This is a genomic window from Mucilaginibacter pankratovii (assembly GCF_014773265.1).
GTDB lineage: Bacteria > Bacteroidota > Bacteroidia > Sphingobacteriales > Sphingobacteriaceae > Mucilaginibacter > Mucilaginibacter pankratovii.
The window spans coordinates 96,563-118,953 of sequence record NZ_JACWMY010000014.1; the positions used below are offsets into that span (position 1 = coordinate 96,563).

Genomic DNA, 22,391 nt, shown 5'->3' on the forward strand with positions numbered 1-22,391 from the left:
AAAAGCAATGCTGCCCTAAAATTAATTGCCGGGGTTAAAATACGCTAAATATTTTATTGTTTAATTATTAGGTAAGCGAATTTTTATGTGTGGCAATTGTAAATAATATAACTAACGCACGTAATTAACGCTGTTTTTTTAAAATTATGTGTGTTTTGTGAAAATTTACAAATAAAATTTTATGTAAGTTTGAAACCGTTAAATCAAAAAATAACCCATAATAAGGTATGTCAAAAATTAAAGTAGAAAACCCGGTAGTTGAACTGGATGGCGACGAAATGACACGCATCATCTGGAAATTTATAAAAGATAAATTGATCATCCCTTATCTTGATGTGGACATAAAGTATTATGACCTTGGTATCGAGTATCGCGATGAAACAGATGACCAGGTTACCATTGATGCGGCCAACGCTATTAAGCAATACGGTGTAGGTATCAAATGCGCAACCATCACACCAGATGAAGACCGTGTAAAAGAATTTGGTTTGAAACAAATGTGGCGTTCGCCAAACGGTACTATCCGTAATATATTAGATGGTACGGTTTTCCGCGAACCAATTGTTATGGCAAACGTTCCGCGTTTGGTACCAAACTGGACGGCCCCAATATGCATTGGCCGCCATGCTTTTGGCGATCAGTACCGCGCTACGGATTTCCTTACTAAAGGTAAAGGCAAGCTTACCGTAAAGTTTACGCCTGAAGATGGCAGCCCGGAGCAATCATTTGAAGTATTTAACTTTAAAGGTGATGGCGTTGCTTTAACTATGTACAACACCGATGAATCTATCATAGGCTTTGCACACGCTTGTTTTAACCAGGCGCTGATGAAAGGCTGGCCTTTATATTTATCAACCAAAAACACCATCCTAAAAAAATACGATGGCCGTTTTAAAGATATTTTTGAAGAGATATACCAGGCAGATTACAAAGCTAAGTTTGTAGAAGCCGGTATTACTTACGAGCACCGCCTGATTGACGACATGGTTGCATCGGCCCTTAAATGGAACGGTAACTTTGTATGGGCCTGTAAAAACTACGATGGCGACGTACAGAGCGACACCGTAGCGCAAGGTTTTGGCTCATTAGGTTTAATGACCTCTACACTGGTTACACCTGATGGTACCGTGATGGAAGCCGAAGCAGCACACGGGACGGTAACCCGCCACTACCGCGAGCACCAGGCCGGCCGCCCCACCTCAACCAACCCTATCGCATCTATTTTTGCATGGACCCGTGGTTTAGAGTTCCGTGGTATACTGGATGGTAACCAGGAGCTGATCGATTTCTGCAAAACTTTAGAGCAGGTTTGTATTGAAACCGTAGAAAGCGGCAAAATGACCAAAGATTTGGCCATCACCATAAAACCAAAGGTAGAACACGGTACCGATTACCTGTACACCGAAGAGTTTTTGGAAGCTATCGACGAGAACTTGAAAGCTAAGTTGGGTAAGTAATTAGCCCACTTTTTATATAGAGCCCATTCTTGAAAAAGGATGGGCTTTTTTATTTGTAATTGTATGCAGCCGGGGTTTGCTATTTCTTCGGGTTTAATTTTACGTAACAATTTTTAGATATCTTTTGAAGTGTATCATAAGGAACTGGCAGCATTACAGAATCGGTATAGGCTTTTTTTAATTCGGTAATATAGCAATCGCATAAAACCGTATTCTCTTTTAGTTCATCCGGTTTAGAGCCTGATAAAACAGCTTCACGGAACCCCCGTTCTATTTCTTTGGTCCAGGGTCTAAGGGTAGGAACCATACCGGTAGCCCTTGCTACTGCTTCTTTTTCGTGTGCGAACCCATATTCCGCCCCAATTTTAATTGACAGGCGGTTTAAGCTATCTGCCGGTACCGACTCCATGCCGTTAGGCAATTCGGCCTTCAATCGTATAAGCATAAAGTTTATTAAGTCTGCTCTTTTTGCATCATCGGGTAGCCGCGCTTTCATATCTCTATCAAATTGATAGCGCCAGTTTTGCTCGTATGCTTCTGTCCATACGTTACCCTTTACCGCCGGTTTACAGGCATGCAGCAAGGTGAAACAAGAGATAATTAATAAGGCTTTCTTCATCGAAATAAGCAACGGTAATTTTTGCCTAAGGTAATATAAAACAGTAATGCGTAAGCAATACGATTGTTAATGGCTGTTTTGTTATTGCTTTTTAGAAAAACCTTATTCCACGCGTCTGCAAAATCCCTAACTTAGCCGTCAAAACGAATACCTATGTCAGCATTATATCCGCTAAAATTCAAAACCATCTATAAAGATAAAATCTGGGGTGGCCACAAAATAGAAACCTACCTGCACAAAGATATTGGCGATCTGCCAAATTGCGGCGAAACCTGGGAGATCTCGGGCGTTAAAAGCGATGTATCGGTTGTAGATAGCGGCGAACTTGCGGGCCAGTCCTTAGCAGATCTGCTGGAGAAATTTCAGGGCGAACTGGTGGGCGATAAGGTATACGCTCATTTTGGCAATATCTTCCCGCTGCTGATCAAATTTATTGATGCTAACGATGACCTGAGCGTACAGGTGCACCCCGATGATAAACTGGCTAAAGAGCGCCACAATTCTTTCGGTAAAACCGAAATGTGGTACGTAATAGAGGCCGACCCGGGCAGCACCCTCATCACCGGCTTTAACCGCGAAATGAACGAACAACAATATGTGGATGCCTTAAACAGCGGGCATATTATGGATATCCTGAACAAGGAGGATGTTACCGCGGGCGATGTTTACTTTTTGCCGGCCGGCCGTGTGCACACCATTGGCAAAGGCTTGCTGATTGCCGAGATACAGCAAACATCTGATATCACCTACCGCATTTATGATTTCGACCGGGTAGATGATAAGGGCAACAAACGCGAATTGCATACCCAGGAAGCCCTGGCTGCCATAGATTACAAACACTACGACGAATACAAAACGCTTTACACCCCGCAAAAAGATGAAACTGTGCATGTAGTAAGCTGTCCGTATTTCACCACTAACATTATGGATTTTACTGAGGGCACCGAAAAGGATTACTCGGGTTTAGATTCGTTTGTGATACACGTATGCGTAGCAGGCGAGTATACCATTAAGCATAACGATTTGGCTTACCCGGTTAAAATGGGTGAGTGTATCTTATTGCCAAAAACAATAGATAAGGTTACCCTCGAAACTGCCTCGGGCTTTAAAATACTGGAAAGCTATATTGAATAGTATGGGAGGGAGGATGAACTCATCGCCACCCCAAAAATAGTAAAACCAAAAGAGACGCGATACATTCGCGTCTCTTTTGGTTCTATTGAATTCTTAGTTCATATTACTGAACCCTGGACTGATCTGGCAGGAATTAATAATATCCGCTATATAAGTTTCGCTTATTGGTTTGAGGATATAATCTTCTATTACGGGATTATTTTTCGCGCGGTTAATATCATTGATATCTACAGACGAACTGATGGCGTAAACGCAGATTTTTTTCCCCATCCGGGATTTTATTTCCTCAAACTTGCGGGTAAACTCCCATCCATCCATAACCGGCATATTAATGTCAACAAAAATAATATCGGGCAAGTTGTCGGCGTAAAAAGGGTTTTTTAAATAGTCGATAGCTTCCTGTCCGTTACTGAAATGGAGTATCTCAGCGAAAACGCCCCTAATTTCAATAAATTTTTTGAAGCCATAGATAAAGATGTCATCATCATCAATAATACAGGCCGTTACATTTTGTCGTTCTACACTCATCTATACATTAATTATTATACTAACCTTACTGTAAATTTTGTGCCAATATTTACGGTGCTGTCAACAGCAATGTTTCCGCCCAGGGCTTCTACCTGGTTGCGGGTGATAAAAAGGCCAATTCCTTTGGCATCTTTATTTTGGTGGAAGGTACGGTACATGCCAAAAAGCTGGTCGCCAAATCGTTTCATATCTATACCCATACCGTTGTCCTCAAATACCAGGTATATATGCTTTTCGTCAGTTTTGGTGTAGCAATTGATAACCGGCTCGCGATCGGGATGCTTATACTTAATAGCATTGGTAAGCAGGTTTTGAAAAATGCTCTCCAGATAGGCTGGGATATAGCTTATCTCGGGCACTTCGCTAAAATTGGCATTTATCTGCGCGTTACTGGCCTTAATGTTAGCCCTTAAAGTAGCTATTACATTGTTAAATATAGTTTCAAACGAAACGGATTTGCGCTCTTTGCTTATCTCCGATTGGATCTTTACGATCTCATCCAGGTGACCCATGGTTGCGCTAAGGCTTTCGCTGATGGTTTTAATGTGCGAAAAGATCTCTTCCTTGTCATTTTCTGCTTTGGTCTCTTCAAACAGGTTAACCATAAATTTAAGGTTACCCGCATGCGAGCGGAGGTTATGCGATACGATATAGGCGAAGTTTTGCAGCCGCTTGTTCTGATCGTCGAGTAAATTTATCGACGACTGCATGCTTATGCCATTTCTTTTGATGACATCAATATCTTGGAAAACACCGCGGATAGTGATGCACTTTCCAAAATCATCAATAATAGGAATGCCTTTAACTCTTACCCAAATAATATTGTTTTTGGCGGTTTTAAAAAGTACTTCTAAATCGTAGGGCTTGCAATACTTTATAGCGTCTTCAATAGCTTTAGTTAGCATTGGCCGGTATGCAGGCTCAAAAAAACTGCGGGCTTCATCTAAGGTAAGCTTAATATCGCCGTACAACTCGTAAATATTGTAGATCTCGCGCGACAGATTAAGCGACATGGACGCTACATCAATTTCCCAGCCGCCAATCCGGGCCATTCTGCCGGTTTCCGCACTCAGGAAATCGGTTTTGGCCGCCGTAAATTCAGCAAGCTTATATTTATTAATGTTGTTTAAAACACCATATATAAACTGGCCGTCATCATCGTCGTGCTTTAGCGCCGAGCTTTCAAACCACTGGTAACCATGTTTTTTGGTGAGCAGTCTTATTTGAGCGATAGGGACAGGGCCCGTGCCGGCGTAATGTGTTGCCTTTAAAAAGGTCTGCTTATCGTGGTAATAGAGGATGTTTTCGAAGAAGTTGTGATAGGAACATTCTATTTCGCCGGGTTGGTAACCTAAAATAGCGTAAAAGCCGTCAGACCACTTAGCCTTTTTGGTAGTGGTATTGTATTCCCAAATACCCGTATTAATATTGTTTATTAAACGCGCAAGATGAGCTGTGCTTTCGCCAAAAAAGTTATGACCTTCAAAAAAACTCATTTCCTGCGTTTGTTCCCCTTCTTTTTTATCACCACATCATTGCTAATAAACATGCCAAAAAATAAATTTTGCAGCTCATACAACTTTGAGTTGTTGAATTATATTTGGCATCCGGGGGTTTGCCCGGTTTGTAATTGATGTATTATTTTAATGCGAAAGTATTAAAGTATTTCAATTTTATTATCCTTATTATAAGCTATATAGCATTTGCAATGCCAAACTTCAAAAAGTATGTAAGGCTCTTATACGGTAAAATGTAATTATAGTTATGAATATTATATAGCGGATATTGGTGCTATTACAAAATCTAATCCGGGCTTATTATTTTAGAGGTTTAATAAGTTGGATGTAGTTGATAGACAAACTAAAATTATTAAACGCACCGTGAAATTTGTAATACCGCCCGGTACCTAACACCCTTGCGTCATCTAAACGTATTCAACGCAAACAAATTTTATATATTTACTCCCGCCAATTATTTTTTCATGAAAAACATACACTACAAAATTTTTGCAGCTGCTTTAGTTGCAGTTATTATATCTACCAATGTATTTGCCCAAAAAGCGCCTGCCGGTAAAATCTGGTCGCCTGCAAAGGCCAATGCCTGGTATGCACAGCATAAATGGATAAGCGGGAGTGATTTTATCCCCAGCACAGCTATTAACCAGTTAGAAATGTGGCAGGCCGCCACCTTTGATGCCGCAACGATAGACAGGGAGCTTGGCTACGCCGAAAGCATTGGTTTTAACACCATGCGGGTGTTTTTATACAGCCTTGCTTGGAAACAGGATAAAGCAGGGTTTAAGCAACGCGTTGAGCGATATCTTAAGATAGCAGATAAACACCATATCAAAACGATGTTTGTGTTTTTTGATGATTGCTGGAACGCCGACGCTAAAATTGGCCTGCAGCCTATACCAAAAGTGGGCATCCATAATTCCGGCTGGTTGCAGGACCCCGGGAACAGGATAAAGGATGCCGGCATTTACCCCGAACTGGAAGCTTACGTAAAAGACGTGATGAGCGCCTTTAAACATGATAAACGCATTTTGCTTTGGGATCTGTTTAACGAGCCGGGTAATTCGGGTAAAAAGGAAGCCTCCATGGGCCTGCTTACCAAAGTATTTGGCTGGGCAAGGGAAGTAAACCCAGATCAGCCTGTGTCTGTTGGTTTGTGGGACTGGAGTTTTGAGAAACTCAACGCCTGCCAGGCGCTAAACTCGGATGTAATTACCTATCACGATTATACCGACGAAAACTCGCACCTGAAATCGATCCAACTACTGAAAACGCACGGCAAGCCGCTTATTTGTACCGAATATATGGCACGTACCCGTGGCAGTAAGTTTGCCAACGTAATGCCTATGCTGAAGAAAGAAAACGTAGGCGCACTTAACTGGGGTTTTGTAATGGGGAAAACCAATACCATTTACGCCTGGGATAACCCGATGCCCGATGGCAGCGAGCCGAAGGAATGGTTTCATGATATCTTCCGTAAGGACGGCACACCTTATAGGCAAGAAGAGGTGGACCTGATCAAAAAATTAAACGGTAAATAACATCACGATGAAAAAAAATCTTTTGTTTATTGCGGGTTTATGGGTGGCCATCCTGAGCGCGCATGGCGGTTATGCACAGGCTGTGAAGAGGGCGCGGACACGGCCCATAACATTTACCACCCGGGAGGCTTCAATAAAAAAGGTGCTGTATCCCCTTGCGGAGATGCTAAAAGCAGGGGAACTGGAAGTAGTGAACCGGGAAGCCACCGCGTTTGAGGCCGCTGATAAAAAAGGCATTAAACTATCGGCCCGCGAAAATGACGGCGTAGCCTGGCTAAAAAATGTAGACTTTACCAACGGCGTAATTGAGCTGGATATAAAAGGTAAGGATGTACTGCAGCACAGTTTTGTAGGCATTGCTTTTCACGGCACTGGCTCGCCAAATACAATGGATGTGGTATATTTCAGGCCCTTCAACTTTAGGGCGCCGGATTCGGTAAGGCGGATACATGCGGTGCAATATGTATCGTTGCCACAGTTTGATTGGGAGATACTCCGCGAGAAATACAACGGACAATACGAAAAAGACATAAGGCTGCCTCCTATGGCTGACGGCTGGTTCCACGTAAAGATAGTGGTAAAGAGCCCCCACGTACTTGTATTTGTAGATGGACACAGCAATCCGAGCCTTGCAGTTAAAAGGCTAAACAGCACTACCCATGGCAAAATAGGCTTGTGGGTTGGCAATACTTCCGACGGGGAGTTTGCCAATTTAACGGTTGATTTTACTGAGTAAATTTTCCGGGAAAACCCTCATGCTATCGTCATTGCGAGGTACGAAGCAATCTCCCGATAAGCAGAGCCGCCGTGCAAGTCCGCTTGTCCAATTTAGAGATTGCTTTGTGCCTTGCAATGACGCGATAACGAACAACTCCGTGATTTTTTATAGTTGATTTTCAATTTGTTAACGCCAATTTTCAATAAAATAATAAAGTCTATAGGAACTATAGTTTTTATATCTACTTTTGTGATGTAATCGTTCTTTAAAAATACTTATCCAGAAAGACAGAGGGAAAGGCCCTATGATGTCTTAGCAACCTGTACCGGCTTTAAGCATGGTGTAAGGTGCTAATTCCTGCTTCGTTTTAACGAGGACAGATAAGCTGATTTAAAAGACAATGGATGTTTGCCAAAACATCTTCTTGCTTCTGCCCGGCCCGCCTTTTTTCTGAATTTTTAATGGATAAGTTTGATGATAATTAACCGTTGGCATTTATTGCTATTCAAAAAAATATTAAAACAAAACTTTAAAAATTATGAGCTTACGAATTGGCGATGACGCCCCAAACTTTAAAGCAAATACATCACTGGGAGAAATTGATTTTTACGAATACCTGGGCGACAGCTGGGGCGTACTTTTCTCTCACCCGGCAGATTACACACCGGTATGTACTACCGAACTGGGCAAAACCGCATCTTTAAAAGATGAGTTTGAAAAACGCAACGTAAAGGTAGTTGCGCTAAGCACGGATAATGTAGAATCGCACAAGGGCTGGATAAACGATATTAACGAAACCCAGGGTGTAGAAGTTACGTTCCCGATCATCGGCGATGAAAGCCGCGAGATCTCGCAGGCTTATGATATGATTCACCCCAACGCCTCGCTTACGGCTACTGTACGTTCGCTGTTCATCATCGGCCCGGATAAGAAAATAAAACTGATCATCAGCTACCCGGCGTCAACAGGCAGAAATTTCCAGGAAATATTAAGGGTGATAGATTCATTACAGCTAACCGCCTACCACAGCGTAGCCACCCCGGCCGACTGGAAAGACGGCGAACAGGTAGTGGTGTTGCCATCCATTAAAACGGAAGACATCCCTGCTAAATTTCCCAAAGGCTTTGTAGAGGTAAAACCATACCTGCGCTTAACACCGCAGCCTAACAAATAGGCAAATAAAGTCGTGTGGCCGAGAGGATAGGTATGGGTCTGCAAAACCTTCAACGGTAGTTCGAATCTACCCACGACGTCTCATTTAGGTGATTTTAGTTTTCAGAAGCGGCAAGCAGAGGGGCTTGTCGCTTTTTTTGTGTCCGGCGTCGGTTGAAACCGGCGGCAATGAATGTGGATAGTTGGCAATCTTGCCTTAATTAGCACCAAACAAAAGCGCTTTTCTCTTTTCGTTTTTTCCACTCGTTTTTCCCAAAATTTCCGGAAAAAAATATTTGCCTCCGGGCGATTTTACGCCGCCAAAATTCGGGGTGATGGCCATCGTCGAAATTGGTTGCCGCCCCAAAAATGCTAAATCCTTAATTTAACAGGTAGTAAATAGCTGTAAATGAGTATAAAAATCAATAAAGGGACTAATTTTTGCGTTATTTTTAAATAGTGTACATTTTACACTAAGATGATTTTTCTATCTTAAATAAACCTCACCTTTGCGGAGAATTACAAGGGGATATATACACTGCCCGAGGAAAGAGCAAAAGCCTTGTAATTTAATTGTATTTGAAGAGGTAAATACAATTGATGCAAAACAACCTTAAAATAATATGACAATGAAAATTAAAAATCTAATCCTGATCGCAATGGTTATCCTTGCTTCAGCATCATTCCAGTCAACTTACGCAAATACAATAAAAGACGACGCTTTTACCATCTTAGAGGATGTAGGCGCTATCAACAAAATTGAAGTTCATGGCAACGTAGAACTTTACGTTACTGATGCACCAACTGATGTGATAAAAGTTTACAACAAGTACTATGCAGAAAGCGCACTTATCCAAAACAAAGGTGGTGTGTTACGCATCTCGTCTTACACATCCGACAAATTGGTGATATGGGTAAAAGCTAAGGACCTGCGTTCGGTATCGGCGTTTGATAATGCACAGATCAATTCGTTCGGCACCCTGTCGAAAATTGAGTTCAGCGTAGATCTGCACGATAATGCCCAGGCAAAATTGAACTTAAATGCTTTTAAATTAACCCTGCTTGTAACTAACAATGCTAAGGCCGATGTTAAAGGTACTGCTGATGAATTTAACCTGAACAGGGAAGTGGAGCAAAACGTTACACGCAACAACCTTGCGGTAATACGCCTTTACGAAAACAAAAACATTGCTGTAACAGGCAAACAAATAACTGCTTTATAATAAGCATACAACAAATAAGTTTTTTAAAGCCGGCTGCTTACAGTCGGCTTTTTTTGTTCGATCGGTTTTGTGGGATACCATAGGGCAATTAAATAAAAAATTAAGAGGGCGTATTTGAATAACCCGGTTAATGCAGCAACTTTGTATTGCAATGGAAATAATAAAAGCCGCCCCTGAGCATTACGACGCCATTTGGGAAATATTCTCTGCTGTGGTAAAGCCCGGCGATACCTATGCCTTTGCGCCCGATAGCACCAGAAGCGACATGATGACCTACTGGCTGGGCGCCGGAATGGAAACGTTTGTAGCAATAGATAACGCCGAGGTGGCAGGAACCTATTTTTTGAAACCGAACCAGATTGGGTTGGGTAACCACATAGGCAATTGCGGTTACATAGTGCACCCTGGCTTTAGGGGAAAAGGCATTGGCAGTTTGTTATGCCAGCACTCTATAAAAATGGCAACAGCAATGGGCTTCAAAGGCATCCAGTTTAATTTTGTGGTATCGAGCAATGCAACCGCAGTTAAACTTTGGCAAAAGCATGGCTTCTTCGTCATCGGTACAACGCCAAATGGTTTCAGGCATCAGCAACTGGGTTTGGTAGATACTTATATCATGTACCGGGCATTATAAAAGCGGGCCGCACCTTATCTCTTCCGCAGGCACCAGGTGGTCATGCATCTTAAATTTTGCACGTTGGTGGTTTTTATCGGTTCGAACAATTGGCCGTTGAGTTCGCGGGTGTATTCTATCAATATCTGCTCGTTCACCAAAAAGCGTTCGCTGCCATCGGGCAGGGCGTAGCGGCTGTTGCCTAAGGGGGTAACCAGGCTCTCTATGCCGATGTCTGATGCCAGCCGGGTAAATAGGTAGCCGCCGGGTTTTAGTACGCGCCATGCGGAGCGGAGCATAGCATCAAAGTGGTTGCTGTCTTCGGCAAAATGCAGCACTGCGCTGCAAATTACCAGGTCGAAGGCCGCATCCTCAAAGGGCATGTTTTCGGCGGTGCAATTCACAAAGTTTTTTAGCGGGTTGGCCGGTGCCAGCATTTTGGACAGGGCCTGTACTTCGGCCACGGCGTTTGGGTTTGGGTCGATACCGTAAACATCATGACAGTTTTGGAGGAAATAAACGATGTTGCGCCCGCCGCCGCAGCCCACATCCAGCACCTTTTTACAGCCATCAAAACGCCCTTTCAACAACTGGTCGAAAAGGTAGATATCAATATTGCCGTAAAGCTGCTGTAGGTTGTTTTTCATAAAGTAAATGTAGGGTTTGTGTGTGGAATTTGTTGTTTGTTAATTTACACCATAGCGATGGGTTTCAAACCCGTCGCTATAATTGGAAGAAGATGAGCCCAGCGTAACAATTGTGTTCAAAACACACATTGAATATTTTTATCCGAATAATATCTATATACTTGTTTCTCGTAGCCAAGTATTCAAAACCATTATTTTTTACCCATTGTCAACAGGAAAACTCACCTTACTGCTGCTTTGCTTTTGCCTGCCCGGCTTAACAGCTTTCGCCCAAAAAAAGAACGCCGCTTACCAGTACCATATAAAACGTGCCGCGGCCGCTATTAAAATAGATGGCGTTGTTGATGAAGCTGATTGGGAACATGCCGACTCCGCCGCCAACTTCTTTTTGGTTTTACCCATGGATACCAGCTTTGCTAAGGTGAAAACCACGGTGAAAATGACCTACGACAATAACAACCTATATGTGGTAGCCATTTGCTACGGCGGGCTGCCGGGCCAAAACATGGTGGAATCGTTAAAGCGCGACTTTAACTTTGGAAAGAACGATAACTTTTTACTTTTTATGGATCCCTTTGATGCCCGTACCGATGGCTTTAGTTTTGGCGCTAACGCGGCGGGCGCGCAATGGGATGGCACCATGTATGAGGGCGGCAAAGTAGACCTGAGCTGGGACAACAAATGGACCTCTGAAGTAAAAAACTATCCCGATCGCTGGGTGTGGGAAGCATCTATTCCCTTTAAGAGTATCCGCTATAAAAAAGGTATCCGCGAGTGGGGCATCAACTTTAGCCGTAACGATCTTAAATCTACCGAGAAATCGAGCTGGGCCCCGGTGCCAAGGCAGTTCCCTACCGCATCCCTTGCCTACACAGGTACGCTGGTTTGGGACGAGGAACCACCCGTAGCCAGCAGTAACGTATCGGTTATACCTTATGCATTGGCAGGACTTACTAAAGACTATCAAACTAAAACACCAACCGACTGGCGCAAGGATATCGGCGGGGATGTAAAGATAGGGCTCACTTCATCCCTTAACCTGGATCTGACCGTTAACCCCGATTTTTCGCAGGTGGATGTAGATCAGCAGGTGATCAACCTAAACCGTTTCGAACTCTTCTTCCCGGAAAAGCGACAGTTCTTTTTAGAGAACGGCGACCTGTTTGCCAATTTTGGTTATGCCGATATCCGCCCCTTCTTTTCGCGCAGGATAGGGCTCAATGCCCCCATTCGTTTTGGCACACGCTTAACGGGTAAGATCAATAAGGACTGGCGCGTAGGGGTAATGGATGTACAAACCGGGCAAACGGGCATCAATAACCTGCCGGGCCAAAACTTTGGCGTGGTAACGCTGCAAAGGCGTGTGTTCTCCCGCTCCAACATCGGCATCATGTTTATTAACAAGGATGCTACCGGCAGCGCGCCAAGCCCGGGCAATACGACACCGGGCTATAACCGCAACATAGGAGTAGAGTACAACCTGGCCTCCTCCAATAACTTATGGACGGGTAAATTTCTCGGCTTAAAATCGTTCAGCCCCGGCGTTACCGGGCACGATTATGTGCAGGCGGCGCACCTGCAATACCTCAGTAAATATTGGACGCTGTACCTGCAGCAGCAATATGTGGGCAGTAACTACAATGCCGAGGTAGGCTATGTACCCCGCCGTGGTTACAACAAGCTTAGCCCCCTGTTGCTGCACAACTTTTTCCCAAAAACAGGTTCGGTACTCATCCATACGCTACAGCTATCATCCAACTACTTTTTTGATGAACATTTTAAACGCACGGATAACGAAAGCATCCTCAGCTATATCATTACCTTCCGCAACCGCAGCCAGCTATGGTTTTCGGGAGGCGACACTTATGTAAAGCTGCTGCGCCCATACGACCCTACAAACATTGGCAAAGGCAACCTGCCCATCGGTTTCGAGAGCCATTGGAACACGGCCGATGTACAGTATATCTCCAAGCCGCAAAGCGTATTCACTTATGTTGCAGAAGCTTCCTACGGGGGATATTATGACGACGGCACAAAGCTCACCCTTACCGGCCAGCTGGGCTACCGCTTTCAGCCTTATGTAAATATAGCGGTAAACGCCTCCTATAACGATCTGCGCCTGCCGCAGCCCTATGGCCGTAATTCTTTTTGGCTGATAGGCCCGCGTACCGATGTTACCTTTACCAATAACCTGTACTTTACCACCTTTGTGCAGTACAACGAGCAGGCCCGCAATATGAATATCAACACCCGCCTGCAATGGCGCTACCGCCCTGCGTCGGACGTGTTTATTGTTTATGGCGATAATTCCATCCCATCGCCGTTTATGGTTAAAAACAGGCAGCTGACCGTAAAGTGGACCTACTGGTGGAATATTTAACTTAATGAGAGGGCAATTAGGGTTAACACAACTTAACACAATTCAAGGTTAACTTTTATAAAGTATTAATAATCAATTATTTGTATTTTTACAGGGTTAACATAAAAGCCACCTTTTTATGGGTGATTTTTTGTTATACAGTAGTGTTCGGTAAGATAAAAATCACATGAGCAAAGAGCAAACCACCGATCTGTTAAAATTTCTCCAGCCTTTTGGCGAAGAAGTTATCGACCTTGCCCTATGGCTGCGCGAATTTGTGTGGGACAGGTACCCCATGTGTAACGAACTTATTTACGATAACTACAACGCGCTGGCTTTCGGCTGGTCGCCAACGGAGCGGGCGGGTCATGTATTTTGCACCATCGCCATCATTCGTACCAATAAGGCCATCCATTTTGGCTTTTACTGGGGCAGCCAGATAGAGGACCCGGATAAGATATTGATAGGCAACGGCGTGCAATACCGGTATTACGTGGTAAAGAGCAAAGAGGATTTCCCGCAACGGTATATGGAGAAGTTGCTTACTGATGCCTATGTAAATTCATTAGGTAAAGTGAAAGACCCGAAGCAGCTTGTGGAAGGTTTTACCATTACTAAAGCCGTATCGCCGAAGAAAAGGGAGTTGAAGGTAAAAGTGGTGAAGAAGAAATAGACGGCAGTTATTGTTTAGAATAAAACGTCTCTCTTATCTCCACCAAAATATTTTCCGCTTTTTTGATATCCGGCCTATCCGGCAGCGATGATTTAGCGTAGTCCGCTTTTATCTCTTCCGTCTTTTCTTCCACCATTTGCATTAACCTTTCAAACGTGTACTCACCGTTTCTTATTTTTAGCAGAAAATCGCGATCGTGCCTGTGCACATTAACCTCCCGATACAATGCTATTTCATTGGCCATGTTTAGCAGGCGGAAGGTGTGCATCATGTTTTTAGCATCATAATTTTGCCCGTGCACTAAAGTGCTTTTATACCGTGCGTCGTTGCGCTTTTCTTCCCATTCTTTGTATTCGCGGTACTCTTTGCAATAAACGGAATAGCCGTCTTTATTAAAATTCATCACAGCCAACGGTTCGATACCTTTTGGTACATGGCTTAATTGCACATCTTCGGCCGACGGGCCTGAAATGATCCCGTAAAGTTTCCCCTCGGCCTTTAGCTGTGTTTGGTGGTAAAGCTGGTAACCATCCCTAAAATGTGGCACGCTGGTTAGTCCGCAATTTTGCTGATCGAATTGGTTTGCCGCAAGCCACTCGCTAACCGGGATGCTCCCCGTTCCGCTTATTACGTAGCAAAACTCAAGTACTGATTTCCGTTCCGGCTCAAATGTTTTATTGATCTTTTTATTTAAGCCCTTAGCTTTTTTAATCTGGGTTTGCGCATACCCGGCAAAAGTATCAAGGCATAATTTTGATAGGAAATCTTCGGCACGCACAAGATCCATCAGCGGGTGGCGATACAGCACATGGGCCGGTGGTGTGCTTAATAGCTCTAATATATTGGGATTGTTTTTGGTCAGCAGATCTAAAAACCGGGCTATCTCAAAATACACTTCGTCATTAGTAGCATTTGCAACCTGCTCTGTGTTGCCGAAGCCATATAGCTCCCGTTGCGGTAAAATAAAAATGCCTTTCTTGTCGATGTCCGAAGTAGCGATTGCCAGGTTGTAAGCGTGGCTGCCGCTAACGCAATCAAGCAGTAAAAATTCGGGCTGTTGTTTTAATCCCTCAAAGGTCATTTAGTTACGTGTTTTCTAAAGATAGCGTTTAGCTCATCGGTTCCCTTGTTAGTAGCAGGCAATTCGGGCACGGCAGCTTTGCAAGCGCTAAGTGTATCGCTTAGCCATTCGTTCAGTAACATAACCGGGCTTATCATCGTTTTCTCATCAGAAACTAATTTCCGCTCCATTAACTCATCAATGGCAGACTGGAATGCTATCATTAATAAGCACCCTTAAATGCGCAAACTCCATGGGCGGCACCGTCCCTTTTTCAATTATCCACTGGCAAGCCAAAGCAGGGCGAAGCGCGTAAAAGTACCGCTTCATTTTTACCTCGCTGCTTTGCAGGTCATTTGTCAGGGTATTAAACGCCATTGATAAGTAATGGTTAGCGCCTGATCTTTGGGAATAATAGGCCGACATCAACGCCTGCAAGGTGGTTGCAAAACTATCGTCCTGCTGATATATAATTGGCGATTGCAGCCATTCGTAAAGCGGCGAGTTTGATTTCAGGAAAAGTTTAAGTGCTTTACGGAGATCCCATCCGCCAATATCTAAAATTTCGTTCACCGGCAATTCAACAACATCTTTAATATCGGCGATGTTCAGATAGTCGTTCAGTTGGCGCGCGTAAATAAAGCGCACATCAAAATCACTATCGGGCGATGCAAAGCCCCAGGCCCGGCTGCCCGATTCGCAGGCATAAAGTATCCTGATATTTTGCTGCTGCTCCAGTTCCAGCAGTTTTTGATTTATTGTTTCCCGCATCATCCCTTCTTGGTCCCCACTACATTTACAATAATAAAGCTGGAATGTGGTATGCCTAATGTGCTGCCGGGTTTTACGTTGAGGTATGCCTTTAGGTAGCCATCGGTTATGCCGCGCATGGCCCGGTTATATGCAGCCACAAATTCCTCGTACACGAAGATCACGCTGCGCAGGAAATGCAGGGAGCCGTCGGCGTCTATCCGCACCGAAAATGAGTATTTAAAGTCGTCGTACGCTTTTTTGATGGTGATTTTGTACTCGGGCAGCATATAATCCTGTATCATGCCTTCGCGCTTGTCGTCTTCGGCTATGGCGTCTATCTGTTTTATGGTAAGCAGCGGCGTTTTGCTTGTTAACACAGCCTGCTCGCGGGCGGAGAAGGCTTTAGAGGTATCCTTATTAGCCAGTGCCGCCTTCTTTTGGATAAACAATGTGTCCGCACGGCGGGGCCTCATCAATGTAGCAGCATCGGTATGCAGCTTGTTTTTGATGTAATCGTCGGCATAGAGGGTCATGTATACCACCGAGCTGTCGCGCATCAGTTTGCGCCCCTTCACCGTCATTACCTGGAAGATGATACTATCGCGGCTTAATTTACGCAAGCGCATCCACGACCATGCCACATTAAACAGCGAATCATGATCGAACAGTATCGGCGCGTTCACAAACATTTTGCGTTTGGGATTATAGATGTTCACCGAATCGTCTGACAGGAAAGAGAGGTGCCATTCCGGCTCCAGCTGGTAGCCATCGTTATTAAAAGAGAGCCCATTTTTAAAGGCGCGGCGCACTTCGGTGTAACGGATGCCCTTCACTTGCATAAAAGATGGCTTTACAGATTCGTCATTCAGTATGCTGGTATAGATCTTATTTTTTTTGCCGCCGCCGCATGCGCTCAACAAAAAAGTTAATACAAGTATGGTAAGGATTCTGAATTTGTTGTTTTTGAGGTAAGTGTACATCATACAATGGCGAAGATAATACAATGGCGGTAAACGTAAAACAGCTTTTGAACGTCGTTTTTTTCGTTCAATTTCCCAAGTCTGCAATTTTTATTACTTTTGCCCCATAGCTTTATAAGCTATTACCGCATTTTCGTGTAGTGTAACGGTAGCACCTCAGACTCTGACTCTGCTAGTAGTGGTTCGAATCCATTCACGAAAACATTAACGGACGGGCGATTGAATAAATTGCCCGTCCTTTTTTTTGCCCTCCGTAAGCCTACCTGCCAATACAGTGCATAACAGTTATCAAGTTGCCGTTAGGTAGCTTAGCCACGTTAATTGCCAATTAACCCCATTTCGCCCGGTTTAAATAATAAACTTAAATGTCGTTAAAACACATCTGCTTTTACTTGCTGCCCTTTTGTTTGCTTACAACCCAATCAAAAGCCCAAAATGCGCCTCGTCCTGCTGCCGCTCCGTACCACTCGTCAAATTTCAAAGCTCTCGAAACCGGTTTTATAACCGTTCCCGATTCGGTACAAACCAGTGTTTACTGGTATTGGATCTCGGGTAATATCTCAAAGGAAGGTGTAGTTAAAGACCTGGAGGCCATGAAGAAAGTAGGCATAAACCGGGCCTTCATCGGCAATATCGGAATGGATGAGGTGCCGTACGGTAAGGTAAAGATGCTATCGGATGAATGGTGGGATATTATGCATACAGCGCTTAAAACCGCTACGAGGTTAAATATCGAGATAGGCATCTTTAACAGCCCCGGCTGGAGCCAATCCGGCGGGCCATGGGTAAAACCGCAGCAATCTATGCGTTATTTAACATCCTCGCAGGTGATGGTTAATGGACCTTTATTGCTCAATCAAAAATTAATAAAGCCCAAGGAAAATTTCCAGGATGTAAAGGTAATTGCATACCCGGTAGCGGATGATTACACAGCCGATATCAGTATTTTAAAACCAAAGTTCACATCAGCTCCGGCGGTAGATTCGTTAGCTAACTTATTTGATGGGAACGATGCCACGGGAGTAGCTTTAAAAGGCGGCAAGCAATTTTCTGTTGACATAAGCACACAAGGCTCATACACAGTACGCAGCGTGGTGATAAATACCACTAAAAGGCCGGTGTATTTAGAAGGGGATATCCAGGCTAAAGTGAATGCGGATTACGTAACCGTTAAGCATTTTTCCATTGATCGTACCAACCCCGAGCTGAATACAGGCTTTATGCCTTACGGCCCCGCCAATATTTCTATCCCTGCTACCACTGCAACAAGCTTTAGGGTGGTGTTTACAAAAGTTACGTCAAATTCTGGGCTTACGGAATTGAAGTTGTCGGCAGTGCCGGTGGTGGAGAATTATATGGAGAAATCGCTGGCTAAAATGTGGCCTACGCCGCACCCTTTTTGGACGGCCTACCAGTGGGCGCCGCAACCTAACGAAACTTCTAACTACGCCATCGACCCGGCAAAGGTGTTGGATATATCATCCGCAATGGCTGCTGATGGCACGCTTAACTGGAAAGTACCCGCTGGTAACTGGGTGATAGAGCGCACCGGGATGGCACCCACCACGGTTACCAACGCTCCCGCACCGCCCGAAGGCCGCGGACTGGAGGTAGATAAGATGAGCAAAGAGCATGTTGCCGATCACTTTAATGCTTTTATGGGCCAGATCTTAAAACGCATCCCGGCGGCCGACCGCAAAACGTGGCGGGTAGTGGTGGAGGATAGTTACGAAACCGGCAGCCAAAACTGGACGGATAACCTGGTAACTGAATTTAAACAAGCGTACCAATACGACCCGACGCCCTACCTGCCCACGCTGCAGGGAAAGGTTGTTGGCAGCCAGGACATGTCCGACCGTTTTTTGTGGGATCTGAGAAGGCTGATAGCCGATGACGTATCGTATAAATATGTGGGTGGCTTGCGCGAGATCAGCCATAAAAACGGCCTAACCACCTGGCTGGAAAATTACGGGCACTGGGGTTATCCCGGCGAGTTTTTACAATACGGCGGGCAATCGGACGAGATAGGCGGCGAATTTTGGAGCGAGGGTGACCTCGGCGATATCGAGAACCGTGCGGCCTCGTCTTCGGCACATATTTATGGAAAGATTAAGGTTTCGGCAGAATCGTTCACCGCCGCAGGTGCACCTTTTGGGCGTTACCCGGCCATGTTTAAAAAACGCGGCGACCGCTTTTTTACAGAGGGTATAAACAATACCCTGCTGCATGTATATATTCAGCAGCCGGAGGTACATGCCGCCCCGGGCTTAACGGCCTGGTTCGGCGTAGAATTTAACAGGTTGAACACCTGGTTTTTTGATATGGATGTGCTGCTGAAATACCTTAAACGCTGCAATATGATGCTGCAGCAAGGGCAGTACGTGGCAGATGCAGCCTATTTTATAGGCGAGGACGCCCCCAAAATGATAGGCGTTACCGACCCGGCATTGCCGTTGGGCTACTCCTTCGATTATATCAACGGCGATGTGATCAAACAAAAACTTACTGTAAAAAATGGTAAGCTTACCCTGCCAAATGGCATCAGTTACAGCATCCTTGTTTTGCCAAAATTAGAGACCATACGCCCGGAACTGCTGGCTAAAATAAAAGACCTGGTGAAGCAGGGCGCGGTTGTTTTAGGGCCGAGGCCTTTGCGCTCGCCGAGTTTGAGCGATTATCCATCGGCAGACAAAACGGTACAAAGCCTGGCCACTGAACTTTGGGGTAACGTCGATGGCAAAACAACAAAAGTAAATCGCTATGGTAAAGGTATGGTGATAAGCGGCATGGACATGCAGGAGGCTTTAAGCATGCTTAAGGTTGGTGCCGATTTTAAAGCCGCAAAAAGCGATGATATATTATTTATCCACAGGCAATTAAAAGAAGGAGAGCTTTATTTTGTATCGAACCAGAAAGATGTCCCGGTGAAATTTGATGCGGAGTTCCGGGTTAAGGGCAAAAGTCCCGAGCTTTGGGATGCAATAAGCGGAAGTGTGCGAGACCTGCCTTCGTATCATCAAACAGCAAAAACGACGCTGGTGCCGATGCGGCTTGCGCCTTTGGAAAGCGCGTTTGTGATCTTCAGAAAACCTGCGTCGGCAGCTAAATCAAACCGTTCAAACTACCCGGACGCGATAAATACCATCAGCATTACACAACCCTGGATGGTGAGTTTTGATAAAACGATGCGCGGCCCGGCTCAGCCGGTAAAATTCGAAACACTTACAGATTGGGCCAAAAGCGCTAACGACAGTATAAAATATTATTCGGGAACGGCTTATTACCGTACTGCTTTTAAAACAGGCACGCTGGAAAAAGGCGCTAACTATATCATCGACCTGGGTGTAGCCAGATCGATAGCCAAAGTTTTTGTTAACGGGCGGGAAATGGGCGGAGCCTGGACGCCGCCATACCGGGTTGATATTACCAAAGCGCTTAAGCCGGGAGAAAATAAACTCGAAATTAAGGTGGTGAATAATTGGGTGAACAGGTTGGTTGGCGATAGTTTAATGCCCGCAGGTACGCGGCCAACATCCGTAATTTATGGTCCCGATCCGAAAGGCGGCTTGCAATCTTCGGGCTTGTTAGGGCCGGTTAAAATTGATGTGATAAAATATTAGCAACGAATGAACAAAGTACAGATCGTTATAACGCTATTGGTTTTCCTGTTATTTCACCATTATCAAAAAGGCAACAAATTGAAAAAAGCTATGAAATTAAAAGCAATTGCGGCAAGCTTACTGGCAGGCATTGGGTTTATCGCGATACTTTCTTCGTTTAGCATCACACCCAAACCAAAGGTAAAACCGCGTATAGTTAATATTGTAAACTTTATCCGTTTACTGGAGCCGAGAGACCCGGCAATAACCGAAGATGTATTGTATCAAACGGTTGTAAAACAGGTAGAGATCATGAACAAGTATAAGCTGCGCGGAACGTTTCTGCTGCAATACGATGCACTGATGGATGCCCGTTACCAAAAGCTGCTTAAAAGCCTGCCCGCCGATAGTTTTGAAATTGGCGCCTGGTGGGAAATTCCCCAGCCCATGGTAGAGAAAGCGGGCCTAAAATGGCGCGGCCGCTACCCCTGGGACTGGCACGCCAACATCGGTTTCTCTACAGGTTACACGCCCGAAGAAAGGGAAAAGCTGGCCGATGTTTATATGCAGGATTTTAAAACCATCTTCGGCTACTATCCCAAATCGGTCGGCTCCTGGTTTATAGATGAGCATACGTTGAATTATTTGTACGAGAAATACCACATCGTAGCATCCAGTAATTGTAAGGACCAATATGGTACCGATGGCTATACCCTTTGGGGTGGCTATTGGAACCAGGCCTATTATCCAAGCAAAGTAAATTCCTATATGCCGGCGCAGAACGAGAAGAACCAGATCCCGGTGCCGATATTCCGGATGCTGGGGAGCGACCCAATGAGGCAGTACGATACCGGCTTTGGAACCACCTGGCAGGGCGTAATAACCCTCGAACCCGTTTATCCAAAAGCCGGCGGCAGCGCCGAATGGGTGAACTGGTTTTTTAAACAACTGGTAGATGGCGAGCCGATGGAATTTGGATACACCCAGGCCGGGCAGGAAAACTCCTTTACCTGGGATGCTATGGCCAAAGGCTTTGAGATCCAGATGCCGCTGATAGCAAAATTAAGGGATGAGAAAAAAGTAAAGGTAGAAACGCTGGTAGAATCGGGGACCTGGTTTCGTAAGCATTATAAAACCACGCCTGCCACATCGGTAACCGTTAATGAGGATATCGGCACCAGCGACCGCAAAACCGTGTGGTTTAACAGCCGCTTTTATCGCGCCAACCTACTTTGGGAAAAAGGCACCCTGCGTTTCAGGGATATCCATTTGTTTAATGAGAAACTGCCATCGGCCTACCTCACCAAAAAGGTAGAAACCAACGTTTGCGCCTTTTACACCCTGCCCTTTGTGGATGGTTATTTATGGAGCACCGCCGACGATATAGCCGGCTTAAGCTTTAAAACTATTGAAAACGGTGTGGTTGTCCCCTTAACCGGCGGTAACCCTAAGATCAGCAACCCCTTGCCGGGTAAGTTGCGTATTGCCTGGCCGCTGAAATCCGGCAAGGGCACACTAATAATAAACCTGGATGAAAAGAATCTAAGCATAACCACCACGGGTAAAGCGGGCGGCAACTGGTTCCTGGATCTTAACGTAGCTGCAAAAGCAAGTTTGCCTTTCCTGGCCATCGGCAACTCTGATATCAGTTGCCGGTTCCAGGAACTCGATTACCGCATCCATACACCCAATGGTAGCTTTTCTGAATTAACAGGTAAAGGAATTTTCCGTATTAAACCCTCAGCAAATAGCCTGACGTTGAATTTTTCTGACGGATATTAGTTATTCTTGAAGAAAAAAGCAGAAGTTTCCCCGGCAGGG

General features: G+C 44.8%; 19 protein-coding genes, 2 tRNA genes and 1 riboswitch. Of the genes, 13 read left to right on the forward strand and 8 right to left on the reverse strand.

Annotated elements, in window-relative coordinates; genetic code table 11:
• The first annotated feature begins 227 nt into the window (after nt 1-227).
• Nucleotides 228-1,457, forward strand: coding sequence for an NADP-dependent isocitrate dehydrogenase (locus IDJ77_RS23455; RefSeq protein ID WP_191191421.1), 1,230 nt, complete (start codon nt 228-230; stop codon nt 1,455-1,457).
• Between the two features lie 79 nt (nt 1,458-1,536).
• Here IDJ77_RS23455 and IDJ77_RS23460 read toward each other — a convergent pair whose 3' ends face one another.
• A complete protein-coding gene (locus IDJ77_RS23460; protein ID WP_191191422.1) occupies nt 1,537-2,076 on the reverse strand; it encodes a hypothetical protein in 540 nt (179 codons plus the stop codon).
• Between the two features lie 153 nt (nt 2,077-2,229).
• On the opposite strand from IDJ77_RS23460, the gene IDJ77_RS23465 reads away from it, so the two are divergent.
• On the forward strand, nt 2,230-3,210 hold the full coding sequence (locus IDJ77_RS23465) for a type I phosphomannose isomerase catalytic subunit (protein ID WP_191191423.1): 981 nt from the start codon (nt 2,230-2,232) through the stop codon (nt 3,208-3,210).
• Between the two features lie 93 nt (nt 3,211-3,303).
• Here the strand turns inward: IDJ77_RS23465 and IDJ77_RS23470 are convergent, their stop codons facing one another.
• Together IDJ77_RS23470 and IDJ77_RS23475 are read right to left on the reverse strand one after the other, a co-directional pair.
• On the reverse strand, nt 3,304-3,738 hold the full coding sequence (locus IDJ77_RS23470; RefSeq protein ID WP_191191424.1) for a response regulator: 435 nt from the start codon (nt 3,736-3,738) through the stop codon (nt 3,304-3,306).
• 14 nt (nt 3,739-3,752) lie between these two features.
• On the reverse strand, nt 3,753-5,234 hold the full coding sequence (locus tag IDJ77_RS23475) for a PAS domain-containing sensor histidine kinase (protein ID WP_191191425.1): 1,482 nt from the start codon (nt 5,232-5,234) through the stop codon (nt 3,753-3,755).
• A gap of 485 nt (nt 5,235-5,719) precedes the next feature.
• Between IDJ77_RS23475 and IDJ77_RS23480 the strand changes: the two genes are divergently transcribed.
• The 6 genes from IDJ77_RS23480 (at nt 5,720) to IDJ77_RS23505 (ending at nt 10,520) form a co-directional block, all read left to right on the forward strand.
• Nucleotides 5,720-6,793 carry a glycoside hydrolase 5 family protein gene (locus tag IDJ77_RS23480; RefSeq protein ID WP_191191426.1) on the forward strand — a complete coding sequence of 358 codons (1,074 nt, stop codon included), beginning with the start codon at nt 5,720-5,722 and terminating at the stop codon, nt 6,791-6,793.
• A gap of 7 nt (nt 6,794-6,800) precedes the next feature.
• Nucleotides 6,801-7,529 (forward strand): hypothetical protein, encoded by a 729-nt coding sequence (locus tag IDJ77_RS23485; protein WP_191191427.1) that lies wholly within the window; start codon nt 6,801-6,803, stop codon nt 7,527-7,529.
• 254 nt (nt 7,530-7,783) lie between these two features.
• Nucleotides 7,784-7,898, forward strand: a riboswitch (SAM riboswitch).
• A gap of 151 nt (nt 7,899-8,049) precedes the next feature.
• Entirely contained in the window at nt 8,050-8,685 is a 636-nt protein-coding gene (locus IDJ77_RS23490; RefSeq protein ID WP_191191428.1) for a peroxiredoxin, read from the forward strand.
• Nucleotides 8,686-8,693: 8 nt separating this feature from the next.
• Nucleotides 8,694-8,764, forward strand: a tRNA-Cys gene (locus tag IDJ77_RS23495).
• A 528-nt stretch (nt 8,765-9,292) separates the two neighbouring features.
• The gene (locus IDJ77_RS23500; protein WP_191191429.1) at nt 9,293-9,886 is read left to right on the forward strand and encodes a GIN domain-containing protein; all 594 of its coding nucleotides are present in this window, start codon (nt 9,293-9,295) and stop codon (nt 9,884-9,886) included.
• Between the two features lie 151 nt (nt 9,887-10,037).
• Nucleotides 10,038-10,520 carry a GNAT family N-acetyltransferase gene (locus IDJ77_RS23505; protein ID WP_191191430.1) on the forward strand — a complete coding sequence of 161 codons (483 nt, stop codon included), beginning with the start codon at nt 10,038-10,040 and terminating at the stop codon, nt 10,518-10,520.
• Between the two features lie 14 nt (nt 10,521-10,534).
• On the opposite strand, the gene IDJ77_RS23510 is transcribed toward IDJ77_RS23505, so the two are convergent.
• A complete protein-coding gene (locus IDJ77_RS23510; protein WP_191191431.1) occupies nt 10,535-11,146 on the reverse strand; it encodes a class I SAM-dependent methyltransferase in 612 nt (203 codons plus the stop codon).
• A 205-nt stretch (nt 11,147-11,351) separates the two neighbouring features.
• Here IDJ77_RS23510 and IDJ77_RS23515 point away from each other — a divergent pair, with 205 nt between their 5' ends.
• Together IDJ77_RS23515 and IDJ77_RS23520 are read left to right on the forward strand one after the other, a co-directional pair.
• Entirely contained in the window at nt 11,352-13,526 is a 2,175-nt protein-coding gene (locus IDJ77_RS23515) for a carbohydrate binding family 9 domain-containing protein (protein WP_224751211.1), read from the forward strand.
• A 166-nt stretch (nt 13,527-13,692) separates the two neighbouring features.
• Nucleotides 13,693-14,178, forward strand: coding sequence for a hypothetical protein (locus IDJ77_RS23520; protein ID WP_191191432.1), 486 nt, complete (start codon nt 13,693-13,695; stop codon nt 14,176-14,178).
• Between the two features lie 7 nt (nt 14,179-14,185).
• Here IDJ77_RS23520 and IDJ77_RS23525 read toward each other — a convergent pair whose 3' ends face one another.
• From IDJ77_RS23525 to IDJ77_RS23540, 4 genes are read right to left on the reverse strand one after another with little or no spacing between them, the layout of a single operon-like run.
• A complete protein-coding gene (locus tag IDJ77_RS23525) occupies nt 14,186-15,259 on the reverse strand; it encodes a DNA polymerase beta superfamily protein (protein WP_191191433.1) in 1,074 nt (357 codons plus the stop codon).
• Entirely contained in the window at nt 15,256-15,462 is a 207-nt protein-coding gene (locus IDJ77_RS23530) for a hypothetical protein (RefSeq protein ID WP_191191434.1), read from the reverse strand. Before IDJ77_RS23530 ends, IDJ77_RS23525 begins: the two co-directional genes overlap by 4 nt.
• Nucleotides 15,437-16,012, reverse strand: coding sequence for a nucleotidyltransferase domain-containing protein (locus tag IDJ77_RS23535; protein WP_191191435.1), 576 nt, complete (start codon nt 16,010-16,012; stop codon nt 15,437-15,439). The genes IDJ77_RS23530 and IDJ77_RS23535 overlap by 26 nt, the downstream gene beginning before the upstream one ends.
• Nucleotides 16,009-16,974 carry a hypothetical protein gene (locus IDJ77_RS23540; protein ID WP_191191436.1) on the reverse strand — a complete coding sequence of 322 codons (966 nt, stop codon included), beginning with the start codon at nt 16,972-16,974 and terminating at the stop codon, nt 16,009-16,011. The genes IDJ77_RS23535 and IDJ77_RS23540 overlap by 4 nt, the downstream gene beginning before the upstream one ends.
• A gap of 128 nt (nt 16,975-17,102) precedes the next feature.
• On the opposite strand from IDJ77_RS23540, the gene IDJ77_RS23545 reads away from it, so the two are divergent.
• From IDJ77_RS23545 to IDJ77_RS23555, 3 genes are all read left to right on the forward strand, one after another.
• Nucleotides 17,103-17,173, forward strand: a tRNA-Gln gene (locus IDJ77_RS23545).
• Nucleotides 17,174-17,336: 163 nt separating this feature from the next.
• On the forward strand, nt 17,337-20,591 hold the full coding sequence (locus IDJ77_RS23550) for a glycosyl hydrolase (protein ID WP_191191437.1): 3,255 nt from the start codon (nt 17,337-17,339) through the stop codon (nt 20,589-20,591).
• 6 nt (nt 20,592-20,597) lie between these two features.
• Nucleotides 20,598-22,352 (forward strand): hypothetical protein, encoded by a 1,755-nt coding sequence (locus tag IDJ77_RS23555; RefSeq protein ID WP_191191438.1) that lies wholly within the window; start codon nt 20,598-20,600, stop codon nt 22,350-22,352.
• Nucleotides 22,353-22,391: the final 39 nt, after the last annotated feature.

Coding starts and splice junctions, on each gene's coding strand:
- IDJ77_RS23455 (WP_191191421.1), top strand. CDS start 228: ATGTCAAAAATTAAAGTAGAAAACCCGGTAGTTGAACTGGATGGCGAC.
- IDJ77_RS23460 (WP_191191422.1), bottom strand. CDS start 2,076: ATGAAGAAAGCCTTATTAATTATCTCTTGTTTCACCTTGCTGCATGCC.
- IDJ77_RS23465 (WP_191191423.1), top strand. CDS start 2,230: ATGTCAGCATTATATCCGCTAAAATTCAAAACCATCTATAAAGATAAA.
- IDJ77_RS23470 (WP_191191424.1), bottom strand. CDS start 3,738: ATGAGTGTAGAACGACAAAATGTAACGGCCTGTATTATTGATGATGAT.
- IDJ77_RS23475 (WP_191191425.1), bottom strand. CDS start 5,234: ATGAGTTTTTTTGAAGGTCATAACTTTTTTGGCGAAAGCACAGCTCAT.
- IDJ77_RS23480 (WP_191191426.1), top strand. CDS start 5,720: ATGAAAAACATACACTACAAAATTTTTGCAGCTGCTTTAGTTGCAGTT.
- IDJ77_RS23485 (WP_191191427.1), top strand. CDS start 6,801: ATGAAAAAAAATCTTTTGTTTATTGCGGGTTTATGGGTGGCCATCCTG.
- IDJ77_RS23490 (WP_191191428.1), top strand. CDS start 8,050: ATGAGCTTACGAATTGGCGATGACGCCCCAAACTTTAAAGCAAATACA.
- IDJ77_RS23500 (WP_191191429.1), top strand. CDS start 9,293: ATGAAAATTAAAAATCTAATCCTGATCGCAATGGTTATCCTTGCTTCA.
- IDJ77_RS23505 (WP_191191430.1), top strand. CDS start 10,038: ATGGAAATAATAAAAGCCGCCCCTGAGCATTACGACGCCATTTGGGAA.
- IDJ77_RS23510 (WP_191191431.1), bottom strand. CDS start 11,146: ATGAAAAACAACCTACAGCAGCTTTACGGCAATATTGATATCTACCTT.
- IDJ77_RS23520 (WP_191191432.1), top strand. CDS start 13,693: ATGAGCAAAGAGCAAACCACCGATCTGTTAAAATTTCTCCAGCCTTTT.
- IDJ77_RS23525 (WP_191191433.1), bottom strand. CDS start 15,259: ATGACCTTTGAGGGATTAAAACAACAGCCCGAATTTTTACTGCTTGAT.
- IDJ77_RS23530 (WP_191191434.1), bottom strand. CDS start 15,462: ATGATAGCATTCCAGTCTGCCATTGATGAGTTAATGGAGCGGAAATTA.
- IDJ77_RS23535 (WP_191191435.1), bottom strand. CDS start 16,012: ATGATGCGGGAAACAATAAATCAAAAACTGCTGGAACTGGAGCAGCAG.
- IDJ77_RS23540 (WP_191191436.1), bottom strand. CDS start 16,974: ATGATGTACACTTACCTCAAAAACAACAAATTCAGAATCCTTACCATA.
- IDJ77_RS23550 (WP_191191437.1), top strand. CDS start 17,337: ATGTCGTTAAAACACATCTGCTTTTACTTGCTGCCCTTTTGTTTGCTT.
- IDJ77_RS23555 (WP_191191438.1), top strand. CDS start 20,598: ATGAACAAAGTACAGATCGTTATAACGCTATTGGTTTTCCTGTTATTT.